The organism is Microbulbifer okhotskensis, assembly GCF_023895975.1.
In the GTDB taxonomy this organism is placed as follows: Bacteria; Pseudomonadota; Gammaproteobacteria; order Pseudomonadales; family Cellvibrionaceae; genus Microbulbifer; species Microbulbifer okhotskensis.
On record NZ_JALBWM010000111.1, the window covers coordinates 1 to 12,763 of the forward strand.

The 12,763-nt window shown below is 47.1% G+C and carries 15 protein-coding genes and 1 pseudogene; 6 read left to right on the forward strand and 10 right to left on the reverse strand.

The genetic code is table 11. The annotated features are described in order from the left end of the window. Positions 1-1,132 (forward strand): Tn3 family transposase (locus tag MO867_RS17710; protein WP_252471630.1); only part of this gene is annotated, 1,132 nt, incomplete at its 5' end. A 197-nt stretch (positions 1,133-1,329) separates the two neighbouring features. Beyond that, positions 1,330-1,512, forward strand: a complete 183-nt coding sequence (locus MO867_RS17715; protein WP_309143315.1) for a helicase C-terminal domain-containing protein — start codon at positions 1,330-1,332, stop codon at positions 1,510-1,512. On the opposite strand, the gene MO867_RS17720 is transcribed toward MO867_RS17715, so the two are convergent. The 6 genes from MO867_RS17720 to MO867_RS17745 all read right to left on the reverse strand — a co-directional run bounded on the left by MO867_RS17720 (position 1,509) and on the right by MO867_RS17745 (position 5,025). Continuing rightward, complete coding sequence (locus MO867_RS17720; protein WP_252471632.1) at positions 1,509-1,871, reverse strand: VanZ family protein; 363 nt, start codon at positions 1,869-1,871, stop codon at positions 1,509-1,511. The genes MO867_RS17715 and MO867_RS17720 overlap by 4 nt on opposite strands. A gap of 284 nt (positions 1,872-2,155) precedes the next feature. Beyond that, entirely contained in the window at positions 2,156-2,683 is a 528-nt protein-coding gene (locus tag MO867_RS17725) for an HD domain-containing protein (protein WP_252471634.1), read from the reverse strand. 72 nt (positions 2,684-2,755) lie between these two features. Beyond that, complete coding sequence (locus MO867_RS17730; RefSeq protein WP_252471636.1) at positions 2,756-3,238, reverse strand: hypothetical protein; 483 nt, start codon at positions 3,236-3,238, stop codon at positions 2,756-2,758. 48 nt (positions 3,239-3,286) lie between these two features. Beyond that, on the reverse strand, positions 3,287-3,541 hold the full coding sequence (locus MO867_RS17735; protein ID WP_252471638.1) for a DUF6966 domain-containing protein: 255 nt from the start codon (positions 3,539-3,541) through the stop codon (positions 3,287-3,289). Between the two features lie 71 nt (positions 3,542-3,612). Next, complete coding sequence (locus tag MO867_RS17740; RefSeq protein WP_252471640.1) at positions 3,613-4,083, reverse strand: DUF6892 domain-containing protein; 471 nt, start codon at positions 4,081-4,083, stop codon at positions 3,613-3,615. 249 nt (positions 4,084-4,332) lie between these two features. Then, a complete protein-coding gene (locus MO867_RS17745) occupies positions 4,333-5,025 on the reverse strand; it encodes an FMN-dependent NADH-azoreductase (protein WP_252471642.1) in 693 nt (230 codons plus the stop codon). Between the two features lie 122 nt (positions 5,026-5,147). On the opposite strand from MO867_RS17745, the gene MO867_RS17750 reads away from it, so the two are divergent. The 4 genes from MO867_RS17750 (at position 5,148) to MO867_RS17765 (ending at position 9,166) form a co-directional block, all read left to right on the forward strand. Next, the gene (locus tag MO867_RS17750; protein ID WP_252471643.1) at positions 5,148-6,023 is read left to right on the forward strand and encodes a LysR substrate-binding domain-containing protein; all 876 of its coding nucleotides are present in this window, start codon (positions 5,148-5,150) and stop codon (positions 6,021-6,023) included. Between the two features lie 235 nt (positions 6,024-6,258). Beyond that, positions 6,259-8,331 (forward strand): ribonucleoside triphosphate reductase, encoded by a 2,073-nt coding sequence (locus tag MO867_RS17755; protein ID WP_252471645.1) that lies wholly within the window; start codon positions 6,259-6,261, stop codon positions 8,329-8,331. Positions 8,332-8,366: 35 nt separating this feature from the next. Next, positions 8,367-8,543 (forward strand): anaerobic ribonucleoside-triphosphate reductase, encoded by a 177-nt coding sequence (gene nrdD / locus MO867_RS17760; protein ID WP_252471647.1) that lies wholly within the window; start codon positions 8,367-8,369, stop codon positions 8,541-8,543. Further along, complete coding sequence (locus MO867_RS17765; protein ID WP_252471649.1) at positions 8,540-9,166, forward strand: anaerobic ribonucleoside-triphosphate reductase activating protein; 627 nt, start codon at positions 8,540-8,542, stop codon at positions 9,164-9,166. Before nrdD ends, MO867_RS17765 begins: the two co-directional genes overlap by 4 nt. A 137-nt stretch (positions 9,167-9,303) precedes the next feature. On the opposite strand, the gene MO867_RS17770 is transcribed toward MO867_RS17765, so the two are convergent. The 4 genes and pseudogenes from MO867_RS17770 to MO867_RS17785 form a co-directional block, all read right to left on the reverse strand. After that, positions 9,304-9,870, reverse strand: coding sequence for a hypothetical protein (locus tag MO867_RS17770; protein ID WP_252471651.1), 567 nt, complete (start codon positions 9,868-9,870; stop codon positions 9,304-9,306). A 235-nt stretch (positions 9,871-10,105) separates the two neighbouring features. Continuing rightward, complete coding sequence (locus MO867_RS17775) at positions 10,106-10,741, reverse strand: SDR family oxidoreductase (protein WP_252471653.1); 636 nt, start codon at positions 10,739-10,741, stop codon at positions 10,106-10,108. Positions 10,742-10,802: 61 nt separating this feature from the next. Further along, positions 10,803-12,176 (reverse strand): annotated as a pseudogene (locus tag MO867_RS17780) (NAD-dependent succinate-semialdehyde dehydrogenase). Positions 12,177-12,347: 171 nt separating this feature from the next. Beyond that, the coding region (locus MO867_RS17785; RefSeq protein ID WP_252471655.1) for a hypothetical protein at positions 12,348-12,763 on the reverse strand (416 nt) is incomplete at its 5' end.

Here is a 12,763-nt window from a genome sequence, read left to right on the forward strand (position 1 = left end):
ACCAGATACGCTACTTTCTTTCAAACCCTCAAACACCAGATTCGGTTATAACTCCTTTTCTGTAAGTAATTTAAAGAAAATAAACGAGAATATAATATATCTTATTAAGAGCTTGTCACTTCCAAAAGTATATTCTGGTGACGACGGGAGGCTGCACACTTCTAGTGATGGCCGTAAGATTGTAGTGGCCGTAGACTCACTGATGGCAAATTTTTCGTATAAATACTACGGAAAAGATAAAGGAATTAGTGCAAACACATTTATCGATGACCAGCAGATTTTCTTTAATGTCAACGTTCTAACATCTTCAGAGCGCGAAGCTCCATACATGCTAGCCGGAATAGCTGAATCCAAGCGTACTCTTTACCCAGAAACCAAATTAAAGAAGGATAATCATTTCCATTCTACAGATACGCATGGATATACAGAAGCGATATTTGCTGGCTTACATTTTCTTGGGGTAACTTTTGCCCCGAGAATAAAATCGGTACAAGGACAAACACTATACGCTTATAAAAATGAATCACTAAAAAAGAATAGTAAGTTTCGAATCGGACCAAAGACCAAGCTCAATAGAAAACTCATTATTAGGCGTTGGGATGACATTTTGCGGCTAATGGCCAGCATCAAGATGAACTATGTCTCCGCAAGTGATATTTTTCGAAAACTATCATCAAGCTCAAGAGATACTGAATTGTATCGAGCCGTTAAAGAATTTGGTCGACTACTAAAAACACATTTTATATTGACTTACGTAGATGATCTAGAATTGCGCCAAGTAATTGAAAAGCATCTCAGTCGAATCGAACTGGGACAAGGCTTGTCAAGGTCGATTTTTCACGGCAGGGGTAAACGGTTATATGTTGGTTCAAAAGAAGAGATTGATAGAGTCTTGCTTTGCAGCACAATACTTCAGAATATTGTGATTGCTTGGAACTATCTCTTCTTGTCTGATTACTTGCTTTCCATCGATGACGCTGAACGGCGCCAATCAATAGCAGACGGCATTTCTAATGGATCAGTTATCAGTTGGGAGCATATCAATATGCTAGGTAACTTTGATGAACAGCTACAGGGACCAGCCTTCTTGGCAACCCTCCAGGAAATGCGAAACATCAAACTCCATACGTAGCTCGCAACCACCTAACTTTGACCCCCTGTACATCTCACCCTCCATCTCACTGTACTTGGCTCAACAAAAAACCTATTTTTATCAAAAGGTTGGGTGGGCTTCGTGCAATATTCCCCCCGATTTTGTCAAATAGCCAATACTACAAGCTCCCCGCGTATGGATTTGATATCGCCTATCGCTAACCGGGGGTGACCCGCGTGCTGCAGACTGCCGGTAGGGTTATCCGCTCCGAATCAGATCAAGGCGTGATTCTGTTGATCGCCCCCCGTTTTGCGGAGCCTTTTTATTGGCAGCCATACCCGGAACACTGGCAACCCCAAGTGTGTAGCAACACTGACCAGCTATCTGCTGGCCTGAAGCAATTCTGGAACCCGCTTTAGTCCTTTCGGATTATCCGCCCTGCGATCTGTGCGCAGAATGCACCGCAGAGTACCCCCGTGGAATTGGCTGCGAAATCCAGCCACTCACACGCGCGATTGACATAGGGCTGGAGCAGTTCAATGCCGCCACTCCACAGCACAAAAAACACTCCAATCAGCCACCAGTAATTAGGCTTACGCAAAGCGACGGGAAACATAAGTGCACTGTAAGCAATCAAGTGGTGTGTTTTATCGCTACCGGGTACACTGGGTAATGTCTGTAGCGGGTACAAAGACAAGGCTGTAATGATGCCTAAAAAAATAAGTGTCAGTGTGATCCAGTAGCTGTGAATCAAACGTAACGGTAATTGAATTATCATTGCTGCCTACTTAACAAAGGGTCACTTTATGCTAGGGATACTATATCAACTTCCGAACATTAGGAAAGTTCAGGGGAACACAAAGTCGTGTGGCCATCGATCTTTGACCAAACAGTTTGATACGATTTCACCCTGGTAAGCTTCAAAGCCATCAGCTCAATCTTCAGCGACTACAATGCTGTAGGCTTTATGTATTACGTTCAACTCAAGACTGTAAACTTCTTTCAATATTGGCTCTCGCGCGCTTGTCAAATTGATCATGGAAATATTCTGTGTGATAAAGCCTATCCTGACACAGGAAATCCTTTAACAGCTTGTTGCGTTTTTTTTTGGTAAATCATTAAAGGCACCAGCCGGTACTCTTTACGTACCTGAGTTTCGTATGCGTCGAAAGTTTCTTCGCTGGCCCCCAGTATTGTTAGGTCAATGTCGATGATTAATTTCTCGTCAATGCTGGCAGGCGCGTGACTGTTGCACGTTGCCATGATCAACTGGTAGACTCTCTCGGTACTCCGTGGATTGTAGCCGGCATTTAGTAGAAACTCCCTGGCCCATAGTGCGCTATATTCCTCATTGTTTGATGAAAAAGGCTTGTAAATGGCATCGTGGAACCAGATGGCCAGCTCTACTTCATAAGGATGCTCGGCAAGATCGGATACTTGGTCTAGATGGCGAAGCATTGCGTCAATATGGTGGCCGGTATGGTAATACCTATGCCCTTCTGAGTAAGCGGCGATTAACTTCTCAAAACATGGGATAGAGCCCGGGAGCTTGGCCCCTTTCATTAAATTCAACCATCGGCTTTGGTTCACGTACTAACCCTTGTTCTAGCGCATTTTTGTAAACTATTGTGAAGAGCCATTCTGGCATTGCCCCGTCTACTGTTAAACCAATTCTATTTCTGATGCGACCAACTTACCGAGACAATATTCTTGGGTGCTATCGGAACCTTCAAATACCAAGTGCATACCACCCTCGGTTAAAAATACTTTGACTGCCTCATCCATTGATAGGGATTTAGTTAATTCTTTTACCTTGATTCCTTCAGCGTTGCACTCGCTCAAGAACTCCTCCAGCAAAAGTCCTTGCCGGAAAATCCAGGGGTCAAAATTGGAAATTGATCCGGACCGCGGTGTGGGGGTTCCCTCGCTATAAAAAGGAATCGCAATATGCCAAAGTTCTCTTGACTCTCGCTCAAAACCCAGCTCTACATCCCCATACAACCAAATATTTTCCCATTTATACTTGTTTGAACCACCACCGGTTTCACAGGGGGCTCCCAGTATTTCTTTGACTCTTTCTGCATGCATCGTGAAATACACGGCACCGAGTCTACCATTCTTTGCCAGATCTCTAAGACTTGTCATACTTTTCGATTTCAGCCTATGGTGATGGGAATCGTACTAATAAAGGAATCAAGAGTGCTTTTTTGCATAGTTCCAGATTTGGCCTTTTAGAAATTCCAACCGGTCAAATTCTTTCTTGGGAAGGTCCCAGAAAACATCGTTGAAGCTACCCATACCCCCATAGGCACCGAGGGCTTTAGCATAGGATTTAGATTTTTCCCCCTGTTCATATAGCTTTTTTACTTCATTGAACCAGTCTGCCCAATGTTCATTATTGGATTTTAAGAGCAGGCTTATCAGTTCTTCCAGGGTATTCAAATACATAAACTGTCACCGGCTCAGTGTTAATGGTGTTAAAAGGTCTTTGTTGCATCATCGGCTCAGGCAGGGATTCCTTAGCTAAGTCTCACTCCCATTTCAATAAGCCGCTCTCTAACGTCCTCATCCAATTCACAGTAGGATTCATCGATCTCTTTAAGCTGTAGCTTTAGTAAAAGATCCTGCTTTTCAACGCCTTCAAAATCTACACACTCGATTTCCTTAAGGCTGGTGAGTCTGTCGATTCCCTCAAAAGACTTAAGCTTAAACTCATCGCCCTCACCATCCCAGTTGGGCATTACCATGAAATGAATATCAAGTGCTTCCCCTGATAAGAATTTTACTTTGACTAACTTTTCATCTGGTAATTCTATTGCCTCTAATCTCTCGGCTACCTCCGGGATTAAGTCATACCAATCATATTTTCGAGCCGCTCCATAGATCAGCTCTTGAAATTGCATAGCTTTAATCGCATCAATACTCGCCTTGATATCCTTATCTTCATCGTATAGCTGGTCCAATACCAATAGCTTTAAATTCTTATCCATAACTTTCAACCTGTTATTCCGGAAACTGAAACAACTTCTCTAGGGTTATTTGGTTCCTCAGTCTCTCTGTAACGCCCAAATTTTTCAGGCCAAATAGAAGTAATGAGCATTTTTATATATGACGGCATGCTAAGTAAATACAGAGAGGTCAATGGGTCCGGAAAGTGGCAGTATAACCGGCAAATCTGACTCCCTCTTATGCTACACAGCCTTAAGATTTGGGAGCCTATGATTGGGGGGCGTTGGGAGCTAGAGATTGCTTGTTAATTGTACGGCCAGAGTTGTACTTTGAGCCAAAGCCTCCCGTATTGAATTCTGATGTCGTTGGTCGCCAAACTCCTGAAACTCGACATTAATTTCATGGAACTCCTCTACGCCCAAATAATGGCTTAGGGTTTGAATATGTGGCCCCAGGTGATTCATCTTTTCCCTAATGCCCCCCACTGCGAAACCAAACTCACCGGCAGAAGTAATCAGTACAAGTGTTTTTCCAGACATTTTCGGCTCAAGAGGGTAATCCCCACGGGTCAGGTCGAAGGTAAAGGTTTTATTGATGCGTATAATTTGATCGAACCAGGATTTGAGAGCGGCCGGCATACCGTAGTTATACATTGATGAGGACATCACAATAACGTCGGCCTGATCGACCTCTTCAATCAAGGTATCTGACAGTGCCACCAAGGTTCTCTGTGCTTCACTGCGCTTGTCATCCGGCGTAAATACGGCTGCTATCCATGCCTGGTTGATAAAGCCGGGAGGGTTGATTCCAACATCCCCATGGATAACTTTATCTTGGGGTTTTTGCTGGCGCCAGCAGCGGATAAAAGAAGTGGCTATCGCTTTGGAAATGGAGCTGTGCCGGGGTATGTTTTCACTGTCTTCCGGTATAGCAATATCGCTGATTTGCTGGGCGCTGGCATCAATATGAAGTAGTGTTTTCACGCTTTAGAACCTTTGTTCAATCGTTAGGAGGTGGTTCTATGATGGCGCCACAAGCAACTCTTGACAATTGAGTTATCTTTGTCTATAGATGAATTTAACTCATCTATAAGTCAGGTTTGCTCGTGTATCCCAACCTCCCCTCTCTCAATTCCCTGAAAGTTTTTGACACAGCAGCAAGACTGGGCAGCTTCAAGAAAGCAGCTGCGGAGCTCTTCATTACCCCGACAGCAGTTTCACATCAGATAAAGACTCTCGAAGAAGCGCTGGGCGCGCCATTATTTGAACGCAAAACTCGCGCAGTACTGCTGACCAATAATGGGTTGCGACTCGCAGAAACCACTTCGATAGTTTTTCAGCAGCTCTCTGCAACAGTGAGTGAAATTACCGATTCAAACAGAACATTAACAGTCAGCACCACCTCAAGTTTTGCCGCAATGTGGCTGGTTCCCAATCTTGATGGCTTTTATCAAACCTATCCCAATATCGATATATCCGTTATGACTGGAGAGGAGGTGCTTGATATAGAGCGTGACCGGCGTATTGATGTTGCTATTCGCTATGGAAAATATGACCCAGATAAAAAAAATACCGTGCTGCTAGCTCACGAATCGATCGGTTTGTATGCAACACCCGGCTATTTGGAAGAGATTAAAGATATTAGTAAGGCGCAACTTCTAGAGACAAAATGGGTTAATCAGTCTCTACCCCCCGTTAACTGGCAACTTATACTCAATACTACTGCCAGTGAGGTTTCTGTACGGCAATTTGCACAGGAACACCATGTAATACAAGCGGCACTGGCCGGCCAGGGGGTAGCTCTGGTCAGCTCACTTCTTGTACGGAGTGCCCTGAATAATAGATGGCTGGTTCCGTGCATGAATCACTTGAAAGAGAGGGAATTTGGAGAACTTACATACTATGCATTAGTTCCCAGCCGACATAAAAACAATGAAACGATTACCGCATTTCTAAACTGGCTGAGAGATCAGCTTAGCTAATTTCTCTGCCCTCGATAAAGACATGCGGGCACATGCAAGTGCCAATTATCTGCGATATACGCCAAATGGACCACTTTCCTCCCCCGGTTGAGTTAGGTACCTTGCTCAAGATATGTATTTTAATCGCTATATGTTGTGGTTTTTGATAATTCAAACACCATATGTAGTGATCCAGATCAAGTGACGACTTTAATGCTTCGGTATTCTCCTTTCCCACAATCTGTGAGGAAGGCCGATGACAACTCCCCCTAATCCGGACAGCGAAGCTGCGCTAGCCCCAGAGCGCCCTTTAGCTGAGATTCTGAACGATCTTCTCGTACGCAAGCGCGATGGCCGCACGCTGGCTTTCGACCCGCGAAGAATTACCCTGGCACTTCTGAGTGCTGGCCAGGCGACGGATTCCTTTGATCAGCAAGAAGCTCTGCGACTTACCCAGGTGGTATTAAAGGTAATCAACCACCGCTTTGACAGCGGCAGTCCTATTGATATTGAAGAAATCCAAAATATTGTCGAACAGGTTTTAATCAACTTCGACTACATAGATACCGCCCGAGCCTATATTGCCTATCGGGGGCGTCACGAGCAGATGCGTAATGATCGACAGACTTTGGTCGATGTTGGCGCTTCAATCGAAGAGTACCTGGAGCAAGCGGACTGGCGCGTTGCTGCCAATGCGAACCAGGGCTACTCCCTGGGCGGACTGATCCTGAATAGTTCCGGCAAAATGATCGCCAACTATTGGCTAAACCATGTCTACTTACCGGAAATTGGCGCGGCCCATCGAGATGGGGACTTGCATATTCATGACCTGGACATGTTGGCCGGATACTGTGCGGGTTGGTCGTTACGGACTTTATTACACGAAGGGTTAAACGGAGTTCATGGTAAAGTTGAATCGGCTCCGCCGGCTCATTTGACAAGTGCGGTGGGCCAGATAGTTAACTTCCTCGGCACGCTACAAAACGAGTGGGCCGGCGCTCAAGCATTTAGCTCTTTCGATACTTATCTCGCGCCCTTCATACGCAAGGATCAATTGGATTACGCCACGGTGCGCCAGTGCATACAGGAGCTGATTTTTAACCTGAATGTGCCATCCCGCTGGGGTACCCAAACGCCATTTACCAACCTTACATTTGATTGGGTATGCCCCGAAGACCTGCGTGAGCAAGTGCCGGTTATTGCCGGAGAAGAAATGCCGTTCACCTACGGTGATCTGCAGGAAGAAATGGATCTGATCAATCGTGCCTATATCGAAGTGATGAGCGCGGGAGATGCACGAGGCAGGGTCTTTACCTTCCCGATCCCGACTTACAATATCAGTGAAGACTTTCCTTGGGAAAGTGAGAATGCCGAGCGGCTGTTTGCAATGACAGCACGCTATGGCCTGCCCTACTTCCAAAACTTTATTAACTCGGATCTGAGCCCAAACATGGTGCGCTCCATGTGTTGCCGGCTGCAGCTTGACCTGCGCGAACTGTTAAAGCGAGGCAATGGACTGTTTGGCTCTGCCGAGCAAACCGGTTCTCTCGGTGTAGTGACAATTAACTGCGCTCGTCTCGGGTATCTCTATAAAGGAAACTGGGAACTTCTACTCAACCAACTGGATAAGCTACTGGTACTTGCCCGTGACTCACTGGAAGTAAAGCGTAAAGTAATCCAACGTCATATGGACGCTGGTCTATTCCCGTACACCCGTCGTTATCTGGGCACTCTGCGCAACCACTTCTCCACCATCGGAGTCAACGGCATTAACGAAATGCTGCGGAACTTCAGCAATGACCATGAAAGTGTTGTCACCGAGCAGGGGAAAGAGCTGGCAGAGCAACTACTTGACCATATTCGTTTGCGCATGACGGAATTCCAGGAGCAAACGGGCCACCTCTACAACCTTGAGGCTACGCCAGCTGAGGGTACTACTTATCGGTTTGCGCGTGAGGACCGCAAGCGCTTTAAGGAGATTATTCAGGCCGGCAGCACAGAAGCCCCCTATTACACTAACTCATCCCAGTTGCCCGTTGGCTTTACCGATGATCCCTTCGAAGCCCTGGCCAGACAAGAATCACTGCAATCCCGCTATACCGGCGGTACTGTCTTGCACCTGTATTTAGGTGAGGAACTGCCCGATGCCGATAGTTGCCGGCGTTTGCTGCGACGCGCGCTGGAAAATTACCGTTTGCCCTATATCACCGTGACCCCCAGCTTTTCCATTTGCCCGGTACACGGCTACCTGAGTGGCGAACATCAATACTGTCCCCGCTGTGATGAGGCACTACTCGCGCGCGAGCAGTCCTGTTGCGGCAACGCTTAACCAGACAGTTAATCCAACCTCCAAGGAGAGAGACTATGCAACAACCTAACATCGCACTAAAAGATGAAGACCGCACCCGCTGTGAAGTTTGGAGCCGGGTAATGGGTTATCACCGACCGGTATCCTTTTGGAACCCGGGAAAGCAGTCGGAACATCGGGAGCGCCGCTTCTTCGTGGCTGATAACCATTCGGTTGCGCTAAAACAAGCATGAGTGAAAAGCTGCGTGTCGGCGGGTTTACGCCGTTTACCGCGATCGACTTCCCCGGTGAGTTAACGGCAGTGGTATTCTGCCAGGGCTGCCCCTGGCGATGCCGCTATTGTCACAACGGTGAATTGCTACCGGCTCGCGCTCCCAGTGCCTACGACTGGGAGCAGATTTTGTTATTTCTTGCCAGTCGGCGCGGCCTGCTCGATGCAGTTGTGTTTTCAGGCGGGGAGCCAACCGCCCAGGGGGCCCTGGAGCCTGCTATCTCCCAGGTCCGTAAGTTAGGGTTTAAAGTGGGATTACATACTGCGGGGATTTATCCTCGCAGACTAAGCCGGCTGATTCCCAGCTTGGATTGGGTGGGATTGGACATCAAAGCCATGCCTGAGGACTATCCCGCGATTACCGGAGTCGATGGGAGTGGTGTCGCTCCCTGGCAGTGTGCACAACTACTGGCAGAAGCCAAGACTCCCTTGCAGGTACGCCTTACCAGACATCCAAGGTTAACGGATGAGGCAGCGCTGGAACAGATCCGCAACAAGCTCCATGGAGTTGGGATTGAGCACTTGGAAGTACAGCGGTGTAACAGTGAGCAAGCTATCGATCAAACGCTAAGATTTCCACCTTGATCATTTATAGCCCAGTTGCGTTTTGACAACTGGGTCCCTTTCCTGGGCACTGAGGTAAGACAGAAAACAGGCGAACTAAGCCGAAGCCATCAGTCTCTACGTTGTGTAAGGCTTTGTTTTAGTTGATTATTAAGGTGTTACTGTTTCACGCGGAAAATATTAGGGGGAGTCTTTTCCTCCATGGCAGCGACTCTCAGAGCCTGAATGGTAAGCCGCTCTTCGTTTTGTGGTGAGAATGTGAATCCAGGAAAAATTTCATTCTCCTTAAGGGTTGCCAATACCCAGGTGATGCGATTCGGCTCAGTGACATAAAAACTTGTACACAAGCCTATCCCCAATGCTAAATCATCAACAACAACGGGTATTCTTTCCCCCTGAGGGAGCGCAAAATAGGTCTCTCCTTTAATACAGGTAACAGAAACTACAATTTGATGGTGTGATTTTTGGATGAACTTTTGAATGATGGACTGCCATTGTTGTGGGTCCCTGGGTAGGGTAAATGGTATAAGCCTCTCTTGTTCAATCACATACTCTTGTTTAGGCCTCTGTTCCATGTCATTAATCTTTGTGCATCCCGCCAGATAAATAGCAGCGCTTACAAGAAGAAAACTAAGTATACTCGGGACCCGGGTTGGTACGAAGCGTCCAGCCCATACTTTTGCGGAGCACTCTTCGCGTTTGTCATGAAGGTAAGATTTGACCACGAGTATTCTCTAAAAGCCTTGAGGTATCACTCGATATTATCATGATTATCCAGAGGCTCCATTTTGTACCGCTCAATAGCGGTCATGCTTTTCACCTTACACTCAAATCAACTAATCTCAGGATATCCCGAGACAACACTTCAAAGGCATTTCTACCCAGAACTGGAAGCTGCTGGTCTTATTTGCAGTTGGCACTGTTTGGCTACTTGAATTAATAAGAGAAAGGTCGGTAGTATCACTCCAGTTGCGATAATGCCTGGGCAATCGGCGTATTTCCTTCAATAAATTCAAAAACCGCGCCGACCGTTTTGGGTTCGACCAGCGATGCGGCGATAACCTCTGCCACATCCGTTCTGCTGATCTGCGCCCCAGGTCCTTCAAACGAATCACCTATATTGATCGCCCCAGTGCCCACAGCATCAGTAAGAGCGCCTGGCCGCAATATTGTGTAATCGAGACCACTTTTTTGCACATATTCATCCGCTACCTGTTTGGCTTTTAGATAAGGTTGCAGTTTTTCTGGCCCTTGTTGTGGGCGCCCAGCAAAAATGGAACTCAAAAGAATAAAACGCACTATGCCTGCATTTTTCGTTGCGTCACAAAGATGAATGGCTCCATCCCGGTCCACCGACTCCAAAGCTTTGCCCTTTGACCCGGCAACAAATATAACCAGTTCTTGCCCCCTCACCGCAGTATCCAGAGATTCTCTGTCCGTGAGATCTGCAAGAATGGGATGAGCCCCCACTTTACGCAAGTCATCCAGCTGTGATTCCTTGCGGACCATGGCGGCTACTTCGTGGCCCCTCTCGACCAGCTTACCGACCAGGATTTGACCGATCGAACCGTTTGCTCCAGCGATAAATATTTTCACTTCCCCCCCCTTACAAGCGTTTTTTTGTGTGCAGAGCACTTTAACGGAAAGCCCCGAATTTTTAGTTAAAATACCGAATTAGCTTTTGATTCACAAACTCTTTAATGCCCAATTCACCTAATTCCCGCCCATAGCCGGATTTCTTCACGCCGCCCATTGGCATACTCGCATAGCTCGAAGCAACATGATTCACAAAGGCAGTGCCACATTCCAGTTTTTCGGCCACTCGCTGTCCCCTTTCACGGTTCTGGGTATAAACAGAGCCACCCAGGCCAAAGGGGCTGTCGTTGGCCAATTCAATTGCAGCCTCTTCATCGGGAACTACCCAGACACAAGCAATGGGGCCAAATAGTTATTCCTCTGCCGCCGGTGAACCTTTGGGTATTTCAGTCAAAATACCAGGCTCCATAAACGCACCGTTGCGCCTCCCTCCCGCTAACAACTGGGCTCCCGCTTTAACGGATTTATTCACCTGCGCCTCCAGCTCCTCGGCAGCCTTTTCAGTGCATAAAGGACCGTAGTCGGTATTTTCCTTTAGGGGGTCACCGGGTTTCAATGACTGAAATAACTTGGTCACACGCCCTAGAAATTCCTCAGCGATCGGTTCAGTCAGTATGATTCTCTTTGCAGCCAGGCATATCTGGCCGCAGTTTCCCAACTTTCCCTCCACAAAGCGCTGTATCGTCAAATCCATATCAGCATCTTCAAGTACGATAAATGGATCAACACCTCCCAGTTCCATAACCGTTTTCTTTACATTGCGACCCGCCTGTTCTGCCACCATTGCGCCAGCGGTATTACTACCCGTAAATGAGATTCCCTTTACGCGATCATCGTCAATGATTGGCGCGGCACCGCCGGAAGTAATGGGTAAATTGGTGTAAACCCCTTCCGGCACACCCGCGTCGAATAACAATTGTGCAAATGCCTCGGCACACTGGGGGACATTAGAGGCATGTTTGGTGAGCACGACATTACCGGCAATTAGGTTGGCTGCAGTAAAGCGCGCGGGCTGGTAGAAGGGGAAGTTCCATGGTTGAATTCCATAGACAACCCCCAAAGGCTGGAACATCAGAGTGCCCTCCCCCTCACGGGTCGATAGATGTTGCGGTGCTAGAATTCTTTCACCTTCTTCAGCGTAATATTCAAAGATTTCAGCACAAAGTGCTAATTCACCTTGTCCATCACTGATCTTCTTACCCATCTCCTGGGCCATTAGTCGGCTGAGCGCCTCGTTACGCTCCTCAAACAGTTTGCCGGCGCGCTTGAGTATTATTGCCCGCTCACTAAAACTCTGGCGACTCCAGCCTGCAAAGGCCTTATCGGCGCGACCAATTGCCTTATCAATGTCTTCTCTCGACATCTCCCGGTAAGTTTTTAGAGTCTCACCATTTAATGGATTGATGGAAATCAGTGGGCGCTTGGACTTGGCCATAAATAGACTCCCAGCGAATGACTTGATTTGACAGCCCGGATAAAGCTGCTAAAGAAACTTGCGGAATGGATAAAACACCACAAGTTAAATAAGTGCTATCTCTCTGCGCTTGCTAAAGTGTAGACGCTGCTACTTATTAGGCTGCTGTATATTGAACTGACAAAGGGTTGCTCATAGTGGGCGAGCCGTTCGCGGAGCTTGAGCATTAATTGGATTAATACTGCCGCCAGTTACGGATTTGTCACTTACCTTATGACGGGCGATGAACATTTGAATTTGCCAAAATACCTGCCCCCCCAGTTGGACTACTACAGGGCGTGAATAGAAGGCGCAGCTATTGCTCAAGAAACGATACGCAAAGCGGTGTCTGTGTTGCAGCTTGCCATCAAACCTCTGATGACTAAAAACGCTATCAACCGCTAAAATAACAACTTCCAGCCGCCATAGGATCAAAAGGATAGCTAGTACTAAATAGCTATCCTTTCGCCATATTTTTCGATTCTTGCCTCTGTCGCGAGAAGGGGGGTCAACACAGGGCTGTCCCATATAAATCGGTGTAAAAACGAACAGAATAGACCTAGAATAGC

Coding starts and splice junctions, on each gene's coding strand:
- MO867_RS17720 (WP_252471632.1), bottom strand. CDS start 1,871: ATGATAATTCAATTACCGTTACGTTTGATTCACAGCTACTGGATCACA.
- MO867_RS17730 (WP_252471636.1), bottom strand. CDS start 3,238: ATGACAAGTCTTAGAGATCTGGCAAAGAATGGTAGACTCGGTGCCGTG.
- MO867_RS17735 (WP_252471638.1), bottom strand. CDS start 3,541: ATGTATTTGAATACCCTGGAAGAACTGATAAGCCTGCTCTTAAAATCC.
- MO867_RS17740 (WP_252471640.1), bottom strand. CDS start 4,083: ATGGATAAGAATTTAAAGCTATTGGTATTGGACCAGCTATACGATGAA.
- MO867_RS17755 (WP_252471645.1), top strand. CDS start 6,259: ATGACAACTCCCCCTAATCCGGACAGCGAAGCTGCGCTAGCCCCAGAG.
- nrdD (WP_252471647.1), top strand. CDS start 8,367: ATGCAACAACCTAACATCGCACTAAAAGATGAAGACCGCACCCGCTGT.
- MO867_RS17765 (WP_252471649.1), top strand. CDS start 8,540: ATGAGTGAAAAGCTGCGTGTCGGCGGGTTTACGCCGTTTACCGCGATC.